We start from the raw sequence: 20,155 nt of genomic DNA on the forward strand, positions 1-20,155 counted from the left end.
TAACTCTTTCATTCATGTTTGATACCGGAGATTCTCCAGTTATTGCTTCGCGGGTAACGTCCACCGCGATTCGTCCGTAATTAAACTTACCTTAGTCTATCATTATTCGTGCTTTTAGGAAACCCATTAGTGTCGTCGGTGCCGTGATTCCGGTCTTTTTAGCCAATAATGTCAGGTATAAAAAAAGCCCATTCCCCAACAGGGAACGGACTTTGTCGGCGGTTCGTCGGATTAACGACGAAGACCCAAGCTCTTGATCAATTCACGGTAACGTTGAACATCCGTCTTCCGTAAGTAAGCCAACAGGTTACGACGGTGACCGATCTTCTTCATCAAACCACGTTGGGAATGGAAGTCCTTACGGTGGTTTTGCATGTGCACGTTGATTTCGTTGATATCAGCGGTCAATACGGCAACTTGAACCTCCGTTGAACCCGTATCGCCTTCGTGACGTGCGTATTGCTTGATGATTTCGTTCTTCTTTGCTTGACTAATAGCCATGGTAAATTACCACCCTTTCATATAAGTGCCCCAAACTGAGTAAGTCGTCGGTGGCCGCCGAACAAACTAAGTTAAGGGTTTGTGCTTTTAGCACAGTTCCTTATATTACTGGAATTGCCGCTAAATAGCAAGTTTTGTTGTTGAATCACCTATCAAGTAGAATTACTTTACAATTATCTGGACAGGGTATTGCATTCATCTGGTGGCTTCTGTATAATAGCATACGTTGAAATTAAGATTTCCGGTACCAGGATTTCTCACTCGGAGGTGAAACATTTATGCCAATTATCAAATCTGCTATCGAACGTGCCAAGACGAACGTTAAGGCCAACGAACGGAACTCAGCCCAATTAAGTACTATGCGGACTGCCGTTAAGCGTTTCGAACAAGCTAAGACTGCCGGTGCTGACAACGCGGAAGAATTATTCCGTTTAGCAAGCGCTGCTGTTGACAAGGCCGCTTCTAAGGGCCTGATCAAGCGGAACAAGGCTTCCCGTGACAAGTCACGGATGGCTGCCCGTTTAGCTAAGTAGTCAATTAATCTATCGCGATTAGATGATAAAAAAAGACTCGACCTTCGTTGGTCGGGTCTTTTTTTGTGGTCAATTGCCTTAAACGGTCACCCGCTGGCCGGCAAACTGCGTCATGAAGAGCGAGAAGAGCAGTTCCGGATCAAGCGTGCTGGACTTCATCTGCCGTTCGACCCGAAAGAGACCCAAGTAGGCCCGATTCAGGTCGGCTAATTGGAAGCGTCGCTGCGTCTGCAACGCCAACTTCACACGGTACGGGTGAACCTTCAGGGTACTGGCCAGCTTGCCCTGGCTATACCCCTGCTTCGCCAACACCTTGGTCTGAATCAACAGACGGAATTGCCCCTGTAAGATGGCGTTGATGCGCAAAGGCTCCTCCTTGGCTTGCAGAAGTTCCCGGTACAGCGTCACCGCCCCGGCCGTGTTCTTGGCCAGTACCCGGTTGACCAGGTCAAAGACGTTTTGGGTCAACGTCTGCCGGACCAGCCCCGTCACCGCATCCAACTGAATCGTCTTTTCCGGATGGGTAAAGAGTTCGAGCTTATCCTTTTCGTTCATCATCAGGGTCAGGTCCGCGTCGGTGCGCTGAACCAGCTGATTCAACGCCGCCGGGGCCATCGTAAACCCGTCTTGGGTCAACTGAGCCTCGAAGAATTGGCGCACGTCCCGCTCCGAAAAGTCGTTCAACTCGATGGTCGTCGCGGCTTTTTTGAGTTGCTTCACGATTTTTTTGCGGCCGTCTAACTTGGCGTACGGCGCAAAGAAGACCAAGATCGTGCTGTCCATGGGCGCCGCCAAATATTTTTCCAAACTGTCCAGGTCGTGGGTCACCTTCGACTTTTTGGTCTCCCCGGTCAAGAAGACCGGATCGTCCAAACACACGACCCGCCGTTCCCCGAAGAACGGGGCGGCCATGGCGTCGTCTAAACCGACCGCCAGCGGCACCGTCTCTAAATCGTAGCTCGCGTAATTCATCGCCTGTTCCTCGACGGGTACCAGCTGCTTAAAGGCCGTCTTTAACCGGCGTTGGAAATAGTCCATTTGCCCCATGATGAGGTAGAGGTGATCCAGCGATTGACCCGTTTTGAGCGCTTTTAATAATTGTGTAATGGTCACGTCGATGACGCCTCCCGTAAATGTAGTTTTGTGGACCAGCTTCCCCGCTGGCCCCAGTAAGTATACCGAATCATGCCGTTTTCCTGGGTCGACCAATACGGCACGTGCTGTTGACGCAGCGTGGCCAGTGTCTCCTGGTCCGGATGTCCGTAACGGTTGTGTCGACCGGCCGAAATAATGGCCAACCGGGGCCGCAACTGTCGCACGAACGCGGGGGCCGTGGCCGTTTTACTGCCGTGGTGCCCCACCTTTAAGACGTCGGCGTGGATGGGCAGCCCGGTGGCCAGGATCTGCCGCTCACCGGCCTGATCGAGATCCCCCATGAACCAGAAGTTCAGACCCCCATACCGCCCCTGCAACGCCAACGAACCGCCGTTATCGGCCACGCCCGGACGAAAGGGGTGCCATACGCGCAATCCGGCAGCCATCCCCACCTGTAACGGTTGAATGGTGACCCGCGGAGCGCCACGCAGCAGTCGTTGCCAGCCGGGCTCACGCTCCATGCCGGCGGGGACCAATAACCGGCGGACCCGCAGATTTTGTAAGATTGCCGGCAAGTCCCCGATATGGTCGGCATCGTGGTGTGTCAGGTACACGTCGTCGACATGGTCGATCCCCAGACTTTTTAAGTAGTTAATGGAGGTATGGGTCGCCCCGTATTGGACGGCCTGTGGCGGTGCCCAGTGCGGTTGGGGAAAGGCTAGGCGGCCACCCACGTCGATCAGCGTCACGTGACGATTCAGGGGTTCGCGGATGAGGATACTGTCCCCCTGCCCCACGTCAAAGTAGGTCACCTCGCCGGTCAGGGGCAGGTGAATCACCCCGAAGACGACCACGTAACTCGCCACCAGCCACTTTACTCCCCGGCGTCGCTCCCGGGACGGTCGGCTCAGAAGCCACCAGGTCCCCGCCAACCACGCCCAGGCAATCCACCAAGCGGGACGACCAAAAAGCACGTTGCCTGGCAAGCTCGCCAGCCCCGTAAGGCCCGCATCGAACGTCCCCAGGACCGCTGCACAAGCGCGGGCGATGCCCGGAAACACCGGTCCCACGGTCGTGCCCACGACCGTGACTGGAAGAATCACTAGGGGAAACAGCGGGACCACCACCGCATTGGCCAGAATGGTCAACCCGTGCCACTGAAAGATGCCCGTTAATAGGCTGGGTAAGCTCAGCAACGTTAAACTCAGCTGCCGCCACCCGGCAGACAACGGGGGCAGCAAAATCAGCCCCAGCGACAGGCCGTAACTCAACTGGCTGCCCAGCTCAAATAAGAGGCCGGGATTTTGCCATAATCCGACTCCCAACGCCACGGACCAGGCCGTCAAGCCATCCACCGAATGACCCGTCCGGCGGGCCCCCAACTGGACAGCCCGCATCCAACAGGCCCGTAAGACCCCACTGCCACCGCCCGCCAAGACGGCGTAACCCGGCAGGAGGAGTAACAGGCCCCACTCCCACCACTCACGTGACAGGTGAAGGTGGACGGCACTCCACTCCAGGACCGTTAACAATAGCGCCACGTGCAGGCCCGAGATGGCGAACAAGTGGATCAGCCCTAGCCGTTGCATGCCGGCCAGCTCTTGGGCCGCTTCGGTCGCCCGGCTTCCCGGAAACAATCCCAGGGCGTAGACCTTAAGGGCGCCCGGCAACCGCTGGCACCGCTGAATCAGCCGGCTCCGCCATCCATGCCAGTAATCGCCCCACCAGTGACGGGCGTCACTCGCCACCGGTCGCAGGTGCAACGGGCCGGTCACCCGTAACGTGTTCACGACGCCCCGGTGTTCCCAGTACCGTGCGGCATCAAATTGATGCTGGTTGGGGGCGGGGAGAAGGCCCTGCGCCGCACCCGTCACCACCCACTCGGTGGGGACCGTCAGGTGTTGGAGGGTCCGCAGTTCCGCCACCGACCGTAGCTGACCGTGCACCAATAATCGTTCCCCATCGGCTCGGTGGCCAACTAAGTGGTAGCCGGTCCCCCGAATGCTCACGCTATCGGGAGCCACGCGAAGCCGTACCGTTTGCGGGGTGACCTGCGTCACGCTCAAGCGACGGTTGGTCAAGCGGCGTTGCCGACTCACCAGCCACCCGCCAAAGCCGAGGGCTAAGATCAGCCCCAGCACCACGATCCGCCAGTGACGCAACGCCACCAGCCGGCCGAGCGTCACGCCTAACAGGACACTGCCACCCCAGAAGTGGCCCCCCAGCATCACACTGACGGCCGCCAGGGGTAAGACCACAAAAAAGCTGTACCGCCGCATCTAGTGGGGCGTCTCCTGATCGAAGATGGGCAGCTGCTTCACTAACGCCGGGTCGACCGTGACCTGATTGACCGTCACGTTTTTTAACTTTAAGAGCTTCTGCGCGTACGGATCATTGTGGTAGTTCCGCAGATAGGTGATCTTGGTGATGCCCGCTTGCAAGAGCATCTTGGTGCACTGCAGGCACGGGAAGTCGGTCACGTAGATCTCCGCGTTCGCCGTGGGCTCACCAAACTTGGCGCACTGTAAAACGGCGTTCATCTCAGCGTGAATCGTTCGCAGGCAGTGCCCGTCAACCAGGTAGCAACCCTCGTCTAAACAGTGGTCATCGCCCGATACGGAGCCGTTATAGCCTCCCGCAATGATGCGCCGGTCACGCACGATGATGGCGCCGACCGACAAGCGATTGCAGGTACTCCGCGTCGAAATCACCAGTGCTTGTAACATGAAATATTGGTCCCAAGGAATCCGTTCTTTTCTCACGTTCATGCCCCATTTCTGCCTAATATCTGTCTAGTATACCACGTCAGCCCACCGTCAGTTGGGGCTCTAAGCGGGCGACCGTCTTCTCGCCAAAGCCCGCTACCTGAGTCAGATCACGCACCGTCTTGAAGTCGCCGTGTTCCGTTCGGTAGTCAATAATTTTCTGGGCTTTTTTGGCCCCGATCCCCGTTAGCTGTTGCAGGTCCGTCAGGGTGGCCGTATTCAGGTTGATGGGCGTCCCCGCACTGGCCGCAGCGCTGCTCGCTCCCCGGGAACTCCCTGCGCTGGCTGGCGACGTGGGCGCCGGCGCCGATTTCTTCTCACCCTTCGCCGGGATGACCAACTGTTGCTGATCCGTCAACTGCGCCGCTAGGTTGACCTGCCGGCGGTCCGCCCGGGACAAGAGCCCGCCGGCGACCCGTAAGGCATCCGCCACCCGCATCCCCGGTTGAAACGCATAGAGCCCCGGTTGATGCACCGCCCCCTGAACGTCCACGTAAATCTTGGTCTTCGTCGCGGCCTGATGCGCGGCCTTGGTTGAAGTCGCTGTCGACGCATGGGCCCCCTGACTGACCGGGGGCGGCGTCGCGGGCGGCAGGGCCGTTGGCTGGGGCCGCAACCACCAGCCGCCTAACAACAGAATACCGGCGCCGATCAGTACCCCCACCAGTTGCATTTTTCGCGTTAATCCTTGCCACCAATCACCAATCCTATCCATGAGCGTTCCTCCCTTTCCCTGTAGGTTCCGGCAAACGCCTCCCAGTCTTTCAAAAATGCCCTCAAATTTTTCTCAAAAAGTTTTTCTGGCACGTTACCCCCACTCACCTGACGAACACCCCGCCAACGCAAAAATGGCTTCCTCGGGTCATACCCCCTCAGGAAGTCACTAACTATGACGGATGCGTCTTGAGATACTGGACCGCATCATTGAACGTTTTTACGGGGACAACTTTCATATCCGGAGCGTACCGCTTCGCCGTCGCCTTCGCCAACTGGTAATTAGTCTGGTGATGCTCCTCATACTTCAGGAGCAGCTTCGTCGGCTTCACGTAAGGCGCAAAGAAGACCGTGGCCCCCGCGCGCTTGGCCGCGATGATCTTCTTATCGATGCCGCCGATTTCGCCTACGTTACCGTTGCCGTCGACCGTTCCGGTCCCGGCGATCTTCCGCCCGTGGCGCAGATTCTGCCCGGTCAGTTGCGTATAGATCTGCAGACTAAACATCAGGCCGCCGGACGGGCCGCCAATGTTACCGGGATCGACCGTCACTTTGGTCTTCGGCTGAACCTTGACGTTATCGGTCAACGTGATGCCAATCCCCGCCTTCTTGGTGGGAAGCCGCATCAGCTTCGCCGTGGCCGTCTTGGTCCGACCGTTGTGCTGGTAGGTGATGGTGGCGCGAGCGCCGACCGGTTGTTTTTGAATATAGCTCTGGTACCCCACCATGGTATTAAAATGGTGGCCGTTGACCTTGGTGACCGTATCGCCCACCTTCAACCATTTCTTAAAGGGTGACTGGCTATCCACGCTCAACACGTAGATGCCCAGGTACCGCCGGGTCACCGGCTGCTTGGCCGCCCGGTAAGCCGTATAGATGGACTCGTTGATGGCACTTTGCATGTAGAAGTCCTGGACCTTGGTATAGGTCGCGTTACTCTCGCCGCCCGTCACGGCTTCCGGTTTCTCAATAGAGTAGTACGGGTTCAACTTGGCGTAGAGGTAACTCACCGGTCGGGCCTGGGCCAGTGCGACCGACGTGATCATGAATTTTCCACTGCGCTGGTCCGGATGACCGGGCATCTTCACGAAGGTCTTCAGATCATCGGCTTCCCCCGGCCCTTCAATGTAGCGGGGCAAGGGCAGCATAAAGAAGGCCACGATGGCCAGGACCGCCACGGCCGTCCAGAGGACCTGCCACCACTGGCGCTTGGAAATTCGTCGTAATCGCTGCATCTAGTCATCACTTCCTAATCGCTGGTGAAGGGCTTGGGCCACCACCGGCGGGACCAGGCGCTCGAGGTTCCCGTCGAACTTGGCCACCTCCCGCAGCAGGCTGGAGGAGACAAACTGGTACTGCGCATCCGCCATCAGGCACACGGTCTCAATCTGGGGATCCAGGTGCCGGTTCATGCCCGCGATTCCCTGTTCGTACTCGAAATCGGCACTGTTCCGCAATCCGCGGACCAACACGGTCGCCCCAATCGACTGCATGAACGCCACCGTGAGGCCGCTCTCGATGCGCACCGTCACGTTTGGCAGGTCGGTCAGACTCTGTTGAATGAAGGCGACCCGTTCAGTCGGCGTAAAAACGCCCTTTTTCGACGTATTCTGCCCGACCACGACCACCAACTGGTCAAATAACCGGCTGGCGCGTTGAATCAGGTCCAGATGACCGTTCGTTAACGGGTCAAAACTTCCTGGAAAGACCGCAATCGTCATCGTCACTCACGCTCCCAACGCATAAATCGTTAATACAGTAATGCCATAATTTCGTTGCTCGATAAAGTCAAACCCCGGGACCGCCTCGGGCAGGTCCGCCTGTTGATCCGTTTCACACACGATGCGGGCGTCCGGGGCCAATAGACCCAGCTCCCGCAGCTGGGTCATCTGCTGCACGATCTTCTGTTGGGCGTACGGCGGGTCAAAAAAGACCAGGTTGAACTGGTCTCCCCGCTGGGCCAACTCGGTGACGGCCCGGCGTGCATCACGCTTGAGAATCTCAAAACGGTCGGCCGCCTTGGTCACGGTCACGTTGTCCTTGATAGTCTTGATGGCCGCATACTGCCGATCGATCAAAACGGCGTGCTCGATGCCGCGAGACACGGCCTCAATGCTCAGCCCGCCAGAACCCGCAAATAGGTCCAGGCTCCGGCCCCCATCGAAGTACGGTCCGATAATGTTAAACATGGCCTCTTTGACCTTATCCGTGGTGGGCCGAGTCGCCATTCCTGGGACCGCCTTTAACCGCCGGCCCCCAAAGTCTCCCGCTACAATTCTCATGCGTCATCATCCTTTGTCTCTGTCGAAGTCGTGAGTTTGTCACCAAACCCGTTAAACGTTTCATTGATGGCGGGTCGCATCGACGGGACGACCCGTTTAACGAACCGCAGTTGCTTTAACTGTTCCGTGAGTTGCTCCACGTCACCTTGATTGACGTACAGAACCACGTAGCGCATCTTCTTGGATACGTACATGACGGTCCCGTAGCGCTTGAGCTGCCGCGTCTGTTTGAGACTATACGTATACACGATCAGACTCTGTCGTGGTTGAATCGTTAACGCCATGCTGTCCATCTCCTTATTCCGTTTCTTCCTGCGCGACCGCGGCCGGACGGTACCCCTTCTGACGTGCGCTGATGTTCAGGACCACGCCCAAGACCAGCGCCAGGGTCAACGTACTGGATCCCCCGTAACTAATGAACGGGAAGGTGACCCCGGTAATCGGGACCAATCCCAGCACCCCGCCGATGTTAAAGAACGACTGAACGGCTAAGTAAGCCGCCGCCCCGTAACAGATCAGGCCGTAGTACGCGGTCGTACAGTTCTTACCAATGTACACAATTCGAATAATGATGACGTATAGTAATACCAGGACCGCCACCGCCGTGACCAACCCCAGCTCTTCCGCCAGAATGGCCATGATAAAGTCAGTGTTGGGTTCCGGCAGATACCCGGTCTTTTGAATACTATTGCCCCAGCCGACCCCCAGGATGCCCCCGTTACTCAGGGCATAGTAGGAGTTGACCAGCTGTTGGCCGACCCCCTGGGAATGTTCAAAGGGGTTCATAAAGGCCACGATTCGTTTTAACTTATAAGAGTCCTTCGCAAACCCCATCTGCGACAACTTGTCTAACAGGGGCAGGCCGATACAGATGATCGCCGCGAGGGCGCCCGTGAAGTACACCGCCGCGCGCTTATAGTTAAAGCCGCTGGCCAGCAGCATCACCCCAACGATGGTCGCACTGATCGCCGCCCCCCCTAAGTCGGGTTGAGCCAGCACCAGCAGGATCAGGGCCGCGCTGACCGCGATGGGCTGCCAGAAGACACTCCACCAGCCATAGCCGGCCTCCAGCTCCTCCTGGCGTCCGGCCACGGCATGGGCCACGTAGATGATCAAAAAGAACTTCACGAATTCCGCCGGTTGAATGCTGATGGGCCCTACCCGGAACCAACCGGCCGCCCCGTTAATCGTCTGTCCGAATAACAGGAGCCCTAACATGGCCGCCACAAAGAGTCCGAAAACAACTGCCTGTAGCTCCATCGAGCGTAATTTCTTGAGGTTCAACGCCACCATGACCCCGAGTAACAGGAGTCCTAAGACCACGAAGACCGTCTGCTTGACCAGATAGCCAAACGGACTTCCCCCATTCTGTGAGCCGATGTCCGCACTGGCAGAATACACCATCACAATTCCCAAAACACTCAAGATGAGATAAGGGACCATTATCCAATAGTCCAAGTATTTTAACTTCCGCATCGTTCATTCGCTCCAAGTCTGCTATTCTGTCGCACTGCAATGTTTTCATTATAGCATAGCTCATACCCGTTTTTTGCGCAAAAAAACCGGAAGCCGTACGGGGCGAACCCCGCTGACTTCCGGTAAAAGTTTCATTAAGTTTTAATTACTTGTTGTTGCCGTGACGCATCTTCTTGGCAGCCTTTTCCCGTTCACTCGTGTTCAAGATTTGCTTCCGCAAACGCACGTGTTCTGGGGTGATTTCACAGAATTCGTCTTCGTTGATGAATTCCAGTGATTCTTCCAAGGACATCACTAATGGCGTCTTAACCTTCGCGATATCTTCGGAACCGGCAGCCCGGACGTTGGTTTGGTTCCGGCCACGCGTGATGTTGACAGAAATGTCATTTTCACGACTGTTTTGGCCGATGATCATCCCTTCGTACACTTCCGTTCCGGCTGGGGTAAAGATGATCCCCCGGTCTTGAACGGCCATGATGGCGTAAGTCGTCACCTTACCAGAGTTGATGGAAACCAGCGTCCCGTTACGACGGCCTGGGTTCCAGTTCTTGATGACTGGCATGTACTTGGAGAAGGTATGGTTCATGATCCCGTAACCACGAGTCATGGACAGGAAGTCCGTGGAGTACCCAATCAACCCACGCGTTGGGGCCAAGAAGGTCAACCGCGTTTGACCGTTCCCAACGGCTTCCATGTTCTTCATTTCACCCTTCCGCTTGGAAAGAGAGTCGATGATCGAACCGGTGTATTCGTCAGGCGTATCGATTTGAACGGATTCGAATGGTTCGCAACGCACGTTGTCGATCGTCTTGTAGATAACTTCTGGACGGGAAGCTTGCAATTCGTAGCCTTCACGCCGCATGGTTTCAATCAAGATGGACAAGTGCAATTCACCACGACCGGAAACGACCCAGGCACCTGGGTTATCCGTGTCGTCGACCCGCAACGAAACGTCGGTGTGCAGCTCACGCTTCAACCGTTCTTCGATTTGACGGGACGTCACGAACTTCCCTTCACGACCAGCAAATGGCGAGTCGTTGGTCCGGAAAGTCATCTTCAGGGTCGGTTCGTCGATCCGCAGTAATGGAAGTGGCTCCAAGTGAGCTGGGTCAACCACCGTTTCACCAACGTTGATTTCTTCCATCCCGGAAACGGCGATTAAGTCACCGGCCTTGGCTTCGTTGATTTCCAAACGCTTCAGACCAAAGTAACCGAACAACTTGGTAACCCGGAAGTTTTGCTTCGAGCCATCCAACTTCATAACCGTGACGTTGTCACCGACTTTGATCTTCCCACGGAAAATCCGGCCGATACCAACCCGGCCCACGAAGTCGTTGTAATCCAACATGGCAACTTGGAACTGTAAAGGTTCGTCTTCGTTGTCGATTGGTGCTGGAATGTACTTCACGATGGTGTCAAAGATTGGCTTCATGGTGTGTTCTTGGGTATCCAAGTCAGGATCGTAGCTGGACGTCCCGTTCATGGCAGACGCGTAAACCACTGGGAAGTCCAGTTGGTCTTCGTCGGCACCTAATTCGATGAACAGGTCCAACACTTCGTCCACCACTTCAGAAGGACGGGCGCCGGGACGGTCGACCTTGTTGATGACCACGATTGGGGTCAAGTGTTGTTCCAAGGCCTTCTTCAGAACGAACCGCGTTTGGGGCATCGTTCCTTCGTAAGCGTCAACGACCAACAGCACACCGTCAACCATGCGCATGATTCGTTCAACTTCACCACCAAAGTCGGCGTGTCCTGGGGTGTCCAAGATGTTGATTTGTTTGTCACCGTAACGCACGGCAGTGTTCTTGGACAGGATCGTGATCCCACGTTCCCGTTCAATTGCATTGGAGTCCAAAGCCCGGTCCTCGATGGAGGCGTGCGAGTCCAACGTATCGGACTGTTTCAGCATTTCGTTGACAAGGGTCGTTTTCCCGTGGTCAACGTGGGCAATGATGGCAATGTTACGGATATCATCTCTGGTTTTCAAGAATATTTCTTCCTTTCGTGCTTGTTGAATTAGATGGATCACGGCATGTTTACAAGGTAAGCACGCTTTATTGTAGCGTCATTAATAGGTAAAAGTCCATCCATACCGTCCGGCCGCATAAAAAAACTGTGACCGTGTCACAGTGAGACGTCATCTTCTTCAATTCGGAGAATATCACGTTGCGCTTGTTCCGTCGCTACTAGTACAAGGTTAGATGATAGCATATCGAGCGGTTGTCCGTCAATAGTTGAGACCCGAACTCCCAGCGTGTTCAGCAAAATTTGTCCGGCCGCGATGTCCCACGGCTTCAGCTGTGAGATGTACCCCAACGTCTTGCCTAATAAAACGTGAATAATTTCGATGCCGGCACTGCCGTAGACCCGCATCCCCGAACTGGCTTCCACGATGGCCTGCGTATGGGCCACGTCATGCAGGGCTAACGGCGCACTCATGCCCATCAAGCCGTCCGCCAAGGCCAAGTTGGCCGGTGCATTGAGCTGACGGTCATTGGCCCAGACGCCGCCGACCGCCGGACCCCCGGCGTAGACCACGTCGTTCATGACATCGTAAATAAAGCCCAACTGCCCCACGCCATCCTGATAAATGCCGATCATCATGGCAAAGTGGTCCCGTTGTTTGACAAAATTCATGGTCCCGTCGATGGGGTCCACGATCCAGACGCGACCAGTCAGGCTGGTCACCGTATCCCCAAAGCCCTCTTCACCCAAGACTTGGGCGTCCGGGTCCAACGCGCGAATGCCGCCAATCAAAAATTGCTCGTTGCCCTTATCAACGTTGGTGACCAGGTCCTTCCGACTGGTTTTTTCGTCGACCGTCAGCGTTTGGTGCATCTTGGCCAGCACCTGACGCCGCCCCTCCTTGAGCAAAGAGATCACGTCCGTGCTGAGCTGTTGCCAATCCGGTTGTGCCATGCTTACCGTCATCCTTTCATTTTGACCTTGCCCGTGGTTTCACGGGCCTGCTTGATTGTCCGATAAATGCTGTATCCCGACGCTTGTTCAAATTCGCGACCCAGCTGTTTTTCCTCAAACTTCTGGGGCACAATCGTCTGAAACGCCCGGTAGGCCGCTAGGAGTGTCTGTGCCGGGACCCCACCCGGTTGTTCGTAGGCCGCCTCGACCTGTTGATACAACGTGGTGACCGTAATAATGTCCGCGGTCGACCAGTCGGGCTGCAGGGGGTACGCGTAATTCGCATCCGTCTTCATCCTTTTCCCTCCATTCTGTGTTCTTCCAATTGGGTCATCGTGGTTTGCAGGGCCGTCACCTGCTCCCCATAGGCCCGTTGTTCATCTTCCGAAAGGGCCAGCTTGGTGATGGGCTGCGTCCCTTGCGGTGTCATCAGCACCGGGGTCGCCATGGCCAACGTCGGTTGATCCCCCTGCAGGTGACTCACGGAAATAATCGGTGCTTGTTGGACCAGCAGCCGTGCTAACAGCCGAATCAAGGCCATGCGCCGCAGGGTCGCCTGCGAGGCCTGCGATTCCCGTTGCAACCAGGAGGCCATCTTACCCAGGTCGTCGGCCCCAAACTTGGCATCGGCATTCGCCAGGTACATCAGGAGTGGTGTCGGGCCCACGTAGGTGCGGCTCCACGCAACCACGGGCGCCAACGCCTGGCCCACGACGGTCGTCTGGATCATGTCGACGCCCACCCCGAGCCGTTCCGCCAACCGGTGCGTCAGCAGCTGGTTCAGCGGGTAGGTGCCGAGCCCCCACAACTTGTTCAGGGCCGCTCCGGAGAATTTCCAGGCAAAGGTCGTCAGAATCGCGTCATGCTGACCGGCAAAGATCATCTGACCCTGAAAGCCGCTCTCCAGTATCTGGCTGGTCAACCGCCGCAGGGCCGTCACCTGGTCCGGTAAGGGTAACGGGTCGTCCGCGTCCACTAAAACCAGCCACGTTGCGGTGCGGTAATCGGCCGTGGTGCCGATGCGCACGGTCAGCTGCCGACACAGGGCACTGGCGGTCACGATGGCCTGATAGCCGGGCGCTTCTTCGGGCGTCTGCGGCACCACGACACACTCGACCGCCAAGTCGGCAATCAAGAGCTGCTGGACCAACGCTTGAACTTGTTGAAAACCGCCCCGGATCATTATTTTGGGGTTCATGGGCTTCCCCTCCTTCACAGTCTCGTGTCACACATACTTTCATTATAAGTGAACCCTTCCGGATAGCAAGCCCGAAAAGTCCCCCCCTCAACCGACCAAAAAAGCCCGAAGGCTAAGCCTTCGAGCTTTCTGGTAACTTTTAGCAGAAACTTTAGATATGCGTTGGGAAGCCCAATGCGATGTCGGCAGTTTCTTGGATTGGTTCGTTCAACGTTGGGTGTGGGTGAATGGTCAACGCAACGTCTTCAACGTTCAAGCCGTCGTTAACGATGATCGATAATTCACCAGCCATGGTGCTGACTTCAGGCCCAACCGCTTGGGCACCCACGATGTTCTTGTTGTCGTCGTCCGTGTAGACGAAGCGAACAAAGCCATCTGGTGCGTCCAGTGAAACGGCCCGAGCATTCCCAGCAAATGGGAATTGCGCCGTCTTAACCTTGATACCCTTATCCGTCGCTTGGCTCTTAGAGTAACCAACCGTCGTGATTTCAGGATCAGAGAAGCAAACCGCTGGCACGCCAACCCAATCGTTAGCCGTCTTCTTGCCCGCAATGGCACCGGCAGCCGTCTTGGCTTCAGCAAAGGCCTTGTGTGCCAATGCTGGACCAGGAACACAGTCACCAATTGCCCAAATGTGTTCAGAAGCGGTGCGACCTTGGTTGTCGACTTCGATTTGGCCGTGGTCATTCATCTTAACCTTGGTGTATTCCAAGCCCAGGTTGTCGGTGTTTGGCTTCCGACCAACGGTGACCATGCAGTAGTCCGCCTTAACAGTGGATTCCTTGCCGTCGACCGCGTAAGTTACTTCAACACCCTTGTCGTCTTGCTTGGAGCCCTTCGCCATCGCGTTCGTGATGACGTCGACGCCCTTCTTCTTCAACTTCTTCAGGACAACGGAAACGAGGTCCTTGTCGAAGCCAGCCAGAATGGACTTGGTTCCTTCAATGATCGTGACGTGAGCCCCTAAGCTGGCGTAAGCACCGGCTAATTCGGTTCCAACGTAACCACCACCGATGACAACGAATTCCTTTGGGATTTCTGGCAGATTTAAGCCACCGGTAGAATCCACAACACGGCCTTCGAACTTGAAGCCTGGAATTTCGATTGGGTGTGAGCCGGACGCAATAATGATGTTATTGTATTCGTACGTCGCACCGGTATCGACGGACATAAATTGCTTTTCACCGGTTGGAATGACCCGTAATTGGGTGTCACTCAGGAAGACCGCTTCCCCGTTGACCACGTCAACGTGGTGCTTCTTCATCAGCATCTTAACGCCGCTGGTCATCCGATCAACGACCTTCTTTTGCTTCCATTCCTGAGTCTTCTTGAAGTCAATCGTTGCGTTATCCGTTGAGATCCCGTAGGTTGACCCATCCTTGGCTTGTTCCAGACGGTGACCCGCTTGAATCAAGGCCTTAGAAGGCACACAACCGACGTTCAAGCAGACACCACCAAGGGTATCGGACTTTTCAACTAAAGTGACCTTTTGGCCTAATTCAGAAGCCCGAATGGCGGCAACGTACCCGCCAGGTCCGGCACCGATGATGACGGTGTCCTTTTTTTCAACATCTGCCATATTATTCCTACCCTTCCATTAACAGCATTTCTGGGTCGTGTAACAACTTCTTCATGTAGTTCAAAGCGTTTTGAGCTAAGGCGCCATCAATCAGACGGTGGTCGTAACTCAGGGAAAGCTTCAACATGTTGCCCACGACAATGTCGCCATCTTCGTTGACGTAAGGTGCCTTTTCAATCCGGCCAACCCCTAAGATTGCTACTTCAGGTTGGTTGATCACTGGCGTGAACCAGCCACCACCGATTGAACCGACGTTTGAAATGGTGATGGAACCACCGGCCATGGAAGCTGGGCTCAACTTGTTGTCGTAAGCAGCTTGCGTGTTTTCAGTGATTTCCTTAGCAATTTCAAACATACCCTTGGAATCAGCGGCCTTGATGTTTGGAACGTACAGACCGTCATCCGTGTTCGTCGCAATTCCGATGTTGTAGTAGTGCTTGTAGACGATTTCTTGCGTGGTATCATCGATCGAAGCGTTCAATTCAGGGAACTTCTTGATCGTGGCAACCAGCGCCTTGACCATGTAAGGTAAGAACGTCAAGTGAATGTCTTGATCAGCAGCAACCTGCTTGTACTTCTTCCGGTTAGCCATCAGCTTAGTGACGTCAACTTCATCAAATGAGGTAACGTGTGGGGCAATGTCCTTGGAAGTCCGCATGCTCTTGGCAATGATCTTCCGCATTGGTGACATTGGTTCACGAGTTTCCAGATCTGGTTGGTCAGACTTCCAAGGCTTGATAGCTTGGCCAGCAGCGGCCTTGCCTGCGGCTGGGGCAGCTGGAGCGGCTGCAGCTGCAGGAGCAGCGGCACCGTTAAAGTTGTCGATATCAGCCTTCAAGACTTGTCCGTGGTTCCCGGTTGGGGCAACCAAAGTGATGTCCACACCCTTGTCCCGTGCGTATTGACGGACGGATGGCATTGCCATGACCAGCTTGTTTGGATCAGAAGCGGCTGGCACACCCGTTGGGGCAGCGGCAGGAGCAGGCGCAGCGGCCTTTTCAGGGGCTGGTGCAGCTGGTGCTTCTTCCTTTGGTGCTTCTTCGGCAGCGTCGTCACCGCCAGCCTTCGTCAGGTCTGGGGCAGCAGCGGAACCATCGTCAATGACGATCAGTGGGTCGCCAATTTCAACGGTGTCACCTTCTTGGGCAACAATTTGTGAGACCTTCCCGGCAACCGGTGAAGGTAACTCCGAAACAGACTTATCGTTTTGGATTTCGACTAACGTGTCGTCTTCCTTAACCTCGTCTCCTTCTTTAACTAGCCATGAAGAAATTTCGCCTTCGGCCATTCCTTCACCCAGTTCTGGGAGTTTGAACGTATAAGCCATGGGAAAACTTCCTTTCTTATCGTTTAATGCAGGATGTCTCCCACATCGATTTTTATCGTTTAATTTTTAAAATTTAGTAGTTGGCGATTTCGCGAGCCTTGGCTTCGATATCGTCCGCATTAGGAATCCAGTCGCCTTCAGCTTGGGCAAATGGGTAAACGCTGTCTGGGGCAGCTACCCGGCCAATTGGGGCGTCCAGAGACATGATCTTTTCTTCGGCAATGTCGGAAGCCACAATGGCACCAACACCGGCCATCCGCTGTGCTTCTTGAATCACAACGACCTTGTGAGTCTTGTCAATGGAAGCAAAGATCGTGTCCGTGTCGATTGGAGACAAGGAACGCAGGTCAATGACTTCAGCAGAGATGTTGTCCTTTGCCAAAGCATCTGCGGCTTGGAGTGCTTCGTTGACTTCGGCACTGTAAGCAACCAACGTAATGTCAGAACCTTCACGAACAACCTTAGCGGAGTCCAAAGGAACCGTGTACTTGTCGTCAGGAACTTCATCCTTCATTGAACGGTAAAGTTTCAAGTTTTCCATGAAGAGAACTGGGTCATCGCTTTCAACAGCGGAGATGATCAAGCCCTTAGCATCGTATGGGTTAGCAGGCGTTACGACCCGCAGACCTGGGGTGCTAACAAAGTAGTTTTCCAAGTTATCGGAGTGCATTTCGGCGGTATGAGTCCCACCACCAAATGGCGTCCGGATGGTAACAGGGAAGTTCTTCTGGCCACCGAAACGGTAGTGGTCACGTGCTAATTGACCAACAATCCCGTCCATGGCTTCGAACGTGAATCCCATGAATTGAATTTCAGGAATTGGACGCCAGCCGGTCAATGACAGACCAATGGCTAAGCCCAAGATCCCAGATTCAGCTAATGGCGTATCGAAGACCCGGTCTTCACCGTACTTGTCTTGCAAGCCGACAGTCGTCCGGAACACACCACCGTTTTTACCAACATCTTCACCGAAGATCAGAGTCTTTGGATCGTCGTTTAAGACTTGATCTAGTCCAGAAGTGATCGCTTTAATGTACGTCATTTTAGCCATGATTACTTCGACTCCTTTGCTTCAAATTCTGCAATTTGCTTCTTAACTGCTGGAGTAGGAACGTTGTAAGTCCACTTCAAGAAGTCGGAAACCTTTTGTGCTGGTGCAGCTTCTGCTTCCTTCATGGCGTTCTTGAACTCGTCCTTGTATTCTTCAACCAACTTGTCTTCTTGGTCTTGAGACCAAAGCTTCTTGTCGGTCAGAACTTTACGCATCCGGATGAGTGGATCGGCATCGAACCAAGGCTTTTCTTCTTCCTTAGTCCGGTAACGCGAAGGATCATCACCGGCTGAGGAGTGAGCACCGTAACGGTAAGTTAACGTTTCGATGACCACTGGCCCATTGCCGGCAGCAGCAAATTCACGTGCTTCCTTAGCAACTTCGTGGACGGCCACGATATCCATCCCATCAACTTGGACGGAAGGAACACCCATGGCAACGGCCTTTTGTGCTAAGGTTTCAGCGGCAGTTTGCTTACGACGTGGCACAGAAATTGCCCAGCCGTTGTTTTGAACAAAGAAGACAGCAGGTGCTTGGTAAGCGGAAGTGAAGTTAATCCCTTCGTACCAGTCACCCTGTGACGTCCCACCATCACCGGTGTAAACAAAGGCAACGCGGTCTTTGTCGCCGTTCTTTTGAATCCCCAGGGCAACCCCGGCAGTTTCAACGTATTGGGCACCGATAATGATTTGTGGGAAGATCATATTCGGGTTATCGTATTGATTCCCTTCAATGTGACCCTTGGACCATAAGAAACCTTTAGCAACGCTTGCGCCGTGTTGAATCATTTGTGGTAAGTCACGGTAAGCAGGTAACAGGAAGTCTTGTTCCTTAAAGGCGGTAACACTTCCCATTTCACTAGCTTCCTCACCGGCAGTTGGAGCATAGAACCCCAGACGACCTTGACGAGAGAAGTTCATGGTTTGTTCGTGTAATGTCCGTTCCCAAACCATCTTCTTCATGAAGTCAACAAGTTGATCATCTGAATATTCTGCCAAAATATCAGGGTTGACAACCTTCCCTTCCCGATCAATGACTTGAACCGGGTGCTTGTATGGGTCGGCCATCGTAGCTTTGATTTTGGCAAAGTCTACAAATTGTTTGCTTCCATTAGCCATAAGTAACACTTTCCTTTCACTTTATATGAAATGTTAACTAGAGTGAGTCAACGTTGCGTTTCCTGACTACGTTTATAAAGTACCATTTTTTCATAGTTCTTGCAAGCCCTTTCATTAAGATTAAATCAACGATTGGGCCTAATCCCTACAGTCATCGGCAGTTTCCTATTTTCGGTTTTTTTTGAAAACCGAAACCGTTTTCTTTTCATTTCATTTTTCAGTTAAACTATGCTAAAATAATATGTAACTACGATTAATTTTGCGGAGGTAATTGCTCTTGTTCTTAATGAAAGATATCGTCCGTGACGGCGATCCCGTCCTGCGGCAAGAAGCCGCAGACGTCCAGTTCCCGTTATCTGCGGAGGATCAACAACTCGCCAAGGACCTCATGGAATACCTAGTGGTTTCCCAAGATCCAGAACAATGTAAGAAATACGGCTTACGCGCCGGCGTCGGCCTGGCCGCACCCCAGGTGGGCGTTTCCAAGAAAATGGCCTCGGTCCTGGTGCCCCCAATGGAAGAGGATGGCAAGTCGCCCTTCACCGACGTGATCATTAACCCGGTCATCGTCTCCGAGTCCGTCCAAGCGGGCGCCTTAACGGAGGGCGAAGGGTGCCTTTCCGTCGATAAAGACGTGCCCGGCTTCGTTCCCCGCCACGACCGGATCACCCTGCGTTACTACGACGTTAATGGTGAGAAACATCAGATTCGCTTGAAGAACTACCCCGCCATCGTGTGCCAACACGAGATTGACCACCTCCACGGGATTCTCTTCTACGACCACATCAACCAAGACGATCCCTTCACCCGGGACGACGACATGGTCATGATCGACTAACCAGTCGACTAAAAAAGCGTCATTCATCATTTTTACGTGATGAATGACGCTTTTCTACTATAGTATGTGTGATTTATTGCACAGCAGGATCATTCAGTTTCTTCAGGTCCTTCAGGTATTCAACCGTCGATTCGTTCATCAGGTAGGCCACGTCTAGGTGCAACTGGTCATCGTAGACCCAGATATCGCTGACCACGAAGGCTGACCCCGCCACACAGGCTTGGACCTGGTGATCCGCACTGTAGCTGGCCAAAGCCGCGTTCATCGCCGCTTCCAGTTGGGGCAAGCGCCGTTCGGCCGCCATCCCCACCTGCAGCGTGTATTCGAAGGCCATGACGCCCCGGCCCCAAACATCCGCGACCGTCACCGAGGCGGGCAAGGTCCCCTCGTCCTCGGTCAGGACGTCCTGGTTGACCAGGCGCTGCACCGCGGCCTTGACGGCGACGTCGGTCTCTGCTTGGGCCGAGTGCCGCACGATCCGGGTCGCCCGTTGAACCACCATCCGGTGAATCAACACATAGATCGCCCAGGCAATAATAATCCCAATGATGATCTCCACGATAAGTGCCATGGCGTTTCCTCCGTTCGTTTTCCACTTGATGACCTTGATTATTTCATAGTTTTTAGGAAATGACGCGTCATTTCACGGACAGTTTAGGGATTCTTAACAAAGCCGTGACCCACGAGATGTCCGTCATGATTATCATAGCATGATTCCGCGGCTAGGGGTAATTCTATACAATCCGCGCAATCTAT

Annotated in this window: 21 protein-coding genes; 2 read left to right on the top strand and 19 right to left on the bottom strand. The window is 54.5% G+C overall.

What is annotated here, in order from left to right; translation table 11 throughout:
• Nucleotides 1-231: 231 nt before the first annotated feature.
• Nucleotides 232-501 carry a 30S ribosomal protein S15 gene (rpsO, locus tag FD37_RS00675; protein WP_045807965.1) on the bottom strand — a complete coding sequence of 90 codons (270 nt, stop codon included), beginning with the start codon at nt 499-501 and terminating at the stop codon, nt 232-234.
• 278 nt (nt 502-779) lie between these two features.
• On the opposite strand from rpsO, the gene rpsT reads away from it, so the two are divergent.
• Entirely contained in the window at nt 780-1,034 is a 255-nt protein-coding gene (gene rpsT / locus FD37_RS00680; RefSeq protein ID WP_045807966.1) for a 30S ribosomal protein S20, read from the top strand.
• Nucleotides 1,035-1,112: 78 nt separating this feature from the next.
• On the opposite strand, the gene holA is transcribed toward rpsT, so the two are convergent.
• The 17 genes from holA to pdhA form a co-directional block, all read right to left on the bottom strand.
• Entirely contained in the window at nt 1,113-2,147 is a 1,035-nt protein-coding gene (gene holA, locus FD37_RS00685; protein WP_056962769.1) for a DNA polymerase III subunit delta, read from the bottom strand.
• Complete coding sequence (locus FD37_RS00690) at nt 2,144-4,408, bottom strand: DNA internalization-related competence protein ComEC/Rec2 (protein ID WP_056962770.1); 2,265 nt, start codon at nt 4,406-4,408, stop codon at nt 2,144-2,146. The genes holA and FD37_RS00690 overlap by 4 nt, the downstream gene beginning before the upstream one ends.
• On the bottom strand, nt 4,409-4,897 hold the full coding sequence (locus FD37_RS00695; RefSeq protein ID WP_045807968.1) for a ComE operon protein 2: 489 nt from the start codon (nt 4,895-4,897) through the stop codon (nt 4,409-4,411). It lies immediately after the preceding gene.
• A gap of 37 nt (nt 4,898-4,934) precedes the next feature.
• The gene (locus tag FD37_RS00700) at nt 4,935-5,609 is read right to left on the bottom strand and encodes a helix-hairpin-helix domain-containing protein (RefSeq protein WP_056962772.1); all 675 of its coding nucleotides are present in this window, start codon (nt 5,607-5,609) and stop codon (nt 4,935-4,937) included.
• Between the two features lie 172 nt (nt 5,610-5,781).
• Nucleotides 5,782-6,843, bottom strand: coding sequence for a SepM family pheromone-processing serine protease (locus FD37_RS00705; RefSeq protein WP_056962774.1), 1,062 nt, complete (start codon nt 6,841-6,843; stop codon nt 5,782-5,784).
• A complete protein-coding gene (coaD, locus tag FD37_RS00710) occupies nt 6,844-7,329 on the bottom strand; it encodes a pantetheine-phosphate adenylyltransferase (protein ID WP_056962776.1) in 486 nt (161 codons plus the stop codon).
• A gap of 6 nt (nt 7,330-7,335) precedes the next feature.
• Nucleotides 7,336-7,890: a 16S rRNA (guanine(966)-N(2))-methyltransferase RsmD gene (gene rsmD, locus FD37_RS00715; protein WP_056962778.1), complete on the bottom strand. Its 555-nt coding sequence runs from the start codon at nt 7,888-7,890 to the stop codon at nt 7,336-7,338.
• A complete protein-coding gene (locus FD37_RS00720) occupies nt 7,887-8,174 on the bottom strand; it encodes a YlbG family protein (protein ID WP_045807973.1) in 288 nt (95 codons plus the stop codon). The genes rsmD and FD37_RS00720 overlap by 4 nt, the downstream gene beginning before the upstream one ends.
• Nucleotides 8,175-8,187: 13 nt before the next feature.
• Entirely contained in the window at nt 8,188-9,366 is a 1,179-nt protein-coding gene (locus FD37_RS00725; RefSeq protein ID WP_056962780.1) for an FtsW/RodA/SpoVE family cell cycle protein, read from the bottom strand.
• A 145-nt stretch (nt 9,367-9,511) separates the two neighbouring features.
• Nucleotides 9,512-11,356, bottom strand: a complete 1,845-nt coding sequence (typA, locus tag FD37_RS00730) for a translational GTPase TypA (protein ID WP_056962782.1) — start codon at nt 11,354-11,356, stop codon at nt 9,512-9,514.
• A 137-nt stretch (nt 11,357-11,493) separates the two neighbouring features.
• Entirely contained in the window at nt 11,494-12,288 is a 795-nt protein-coding gene (locus tag FD37_RS00735) for an inositol monophosphatase family protein (RefSeq protein WP_056962784.1), read from the bottom strand.
• Between the two features lie 8 nt (nt 12,289-12,296).
• Nucleotides 12,297-12,584, bottom strand: a complete 288-nt coding sequence (locus FD37_RS00740; protein WP_045807977.1) for a UPF0223 family protein — start codon at nt 12,582-12,584, stop codon at nt 12,297-12,299.
• Complete coding sequence (locus tag FD37_RS00745) at nt 12,581-13,486, bottom strand: Rossmann-fold NAD(P)-binding domain-containing protein (RefSeq protein ID WP_056962785.1); 906 nt, start codon at nt 13,484-13,486, stop codon at nt 12,581-12,583. Before FD37_RS00745 ends, FD37_RS00740 begins: the two co-directional genes overlap by 4 nt.
• Nucleotides 13,487-13,637: 151 nt before the next feature.
• Nucleotides 13,638-15,065: a dihydrolipoyl dehydrogenase gene (lpdA, locus tag FD37_RS00750; RefSeq protein ID WP_056962787.1), complete on the bottom strand. Its 1,428-nt coding sequence runs from the start codon at nt 15,063-15,065 to the stop codon at nt 13,638-13,640.
• A 7-nt stretch (nt 15,066-15,072) separates the two neighbouring features.
• The gene (locus FD37_RS00755; protein WP_045807980.1) at nt 15,073-16,392 is read right to left on the bottom strand and encodes a 2-oxo acid dehydrogenase subunit E2; all 1,320 of its coding nucleotides are present in this window, start codon (nt 16,390-16,392) and stop codon (nt 15,073-15,075) included.
• 73 nt (nt 16,393-16,465) lie between these two features.
• Nucleotides 16,466-17,443 (bottom strand): alpha-ketoacid dehydrogenase subunit beta, encoded by a 978-nt coding sequence (locus FD37_RS00760; RefSeq protein WP_045807981.1) that lies wholly within the window; start codon nt 17,441-17,443, stop codon nt 16,466-16,468.
• A 2-nt stretch (nt 17,444-17,445) separates the two neighbouring features.
• A complete protein-coding gene (gene pdhA / locus FD37_RS00765) occupies nt 17,446-18,561 on the bottom strand; it encodes a pyruvate dehydrogenase (acetyl-transferring) E1 component subunit alpha (protein ID WP_045807982.1) in 1,116 nt (371 codons plus the stop codon).
• Between the two features lie 277 nt (nt 18,562-18,838).
• Between pdhA and def the strand changes: the two genes are divergently transcribed.
• Nucleotides 18,839-19,399 carry a peptide deformylase gene (gene def, locus FD37_RS00770; RefSeq protein WP_045807983.1) on the top strand — a complete coding sequence of 187 codons (561 nt, stop codon included), beginning with the start codon at nt 18,839-18,841 and terminating at the stop codon, nt 19,397-19,399.
• 73 nt (nt 19,400-19,472) lie between these two features.
• Here def and FD37_RS00775 read toward each other — a convergent pair whose 3' ends face one another.
• Nucleotides 19,473-19,970 (bottom strand): hypothetical protein, encoded by a 498-nt coding sequence (locus tag FD37_RS00775; RefSeq protein ID WP_045807984.1) that lies wholly within the window; start codon nt 19,968-19,970, stop codon nt 19,473-19,475.
• Nucleotides 19,971-20,155 lie beyond the last annotated feature (185 nt).

The organism is Levilactobacillus spicheri DSM 15429 (assembly GCF_001435095.1).
In the GTDB taxonomy this organism is placed as follows: Bacteria; Bacillota; Bacilli; order Lactobacillales; family Lactobacillaceae; genus Levilactobacillus; species Levilactobacillus spicheri.

Excerpts from the sequence above, each read along its gene's own strand:
- FD37_RS00740 (WP_045807977.1), bottom strand. The coding sequence starts at position 12,584 with ATGAAGACGGATGCGAATTACGCGTACCCCCTGCAGCCCGACTGGTCG.
- rsmD (WP_056962778.1), bottom strand. The coding sequence starts at position 7,890 with ATGAGAATTGTAGCGGGAGACTTTGGGGGCCGGCGGTTAAAGGCGGTC.
- FD37_RS00745 (WP_056962785.1), bottom strand. The coding sequence starts at position 13,486 with ATGAACCCCAAAATAATGATCCGGGGCGGTTTTCAACAAGTTCAAGCG.
- rpsT (WP_045807966.1), top strand. The coding sequence starts at position 780 with ATGCCAATTATCAAATCTGCTATCGAACGTGCCAAGACGAACGTTAAG.
- coaD (WP_056962776.1), bottom strand. The coding sequence starts at position 7,329 with ATGACGATTGCGGTCTTTCCAGGAAGTTTTGACCCGTTAACGAACGGT.
- lpdA (WP_056962787.1), bottom strand. The coding sequence starts at position 15,065 with ATGGCAGATGTTGAAAAAAAGGACACCGTCATCATCGGTGCCGGACCT.
- FD37_RS00755 (WP_045807980.1), bottom strand. The coding sequence starts at position 16,392 with ATGGCTTATACGTTCAAACTCCCAGAACTGGGTGAAGGAATGGCCGAA.
- FD37_RS00735 (WP_056962784.1), bottom strand. The coding sequence starts at position 12,288 with ATGGCACAACCGGATTGGCAACAGCTCAGCACGGACGTGATCTCTTTG.
- pdhA (WP_045807982.1), bottom strand. The coding sequence starts at position 18,561 with ATGGCTAATGGAAGCAAACAATTTGTAGACTTTGCCAAAATCAAAGCT.
- FD37_RS00700 (WP_056962772.1), bottom strand. The coding sequence starts at position 5,609 with ATGGATAGGATTGGTGATTGGTGGCAAGGATTAACGCGAAAAATGCAA.
- FD37_RS00705 (WP_056962774.1), bottom strand. The coding sequence starts at position 6,843 with ATGCAGCGATTACGACGAATTTCCAAGCGCCAGTGGTGGCAGGTCCTC.
- FD37_RS00760 (WP_045807981.1), bottom strand. The coding sequence starts at position 17,443 with ATGGCTAAAATGACGTACATTAAAGCGATCACTTCTGGACTAGATCAA.
- FD37_RS00725 (WP_056962780.1), bottom strand. The coding sequence starts at position 9,366 with ATGCGGAAGTTAAAATACTTGGACTATTGGATAATGGTCCCTTATCTC.
- FD37_RS00720 (WP_045807973.1), bottom strand. The coding sequence starts at position 8,174 with ATGGCGTTAACGATTCAACCACGACAGAGTCTGATCGTGTATACGTAT.
- FD37_RS00690 (WP_056962770.1), bottom strand. The coding sequence starts at position 4,408 with ATGCGGCGGTACAGCTTTTTTGTGGTCTTACCCCTGGCGGCCGTCAGT.
- rpsO (WP_045807965.1), bottom strand. The coding sequence starts at position 501 with ATGGCTATTAGTCAAGCAAAGAAGAACGAAATCATCAAGCAATACGCA.
- FD37_RS00775 (WP_045807984.1), bottom strand. The coding sequence starts at position 19,970 with ATGGCACTTATCGTGGAGATCATCATTGGGATTATTATTGCCTGGGCG.
- FD37_RS00695 (WP_045807968.1), bottom strand. The coding sequence starts at position 4,897 with ATGAACGTGAGAAAAGAACGGATTCCTTGGGACCAATATTTCATGTTA.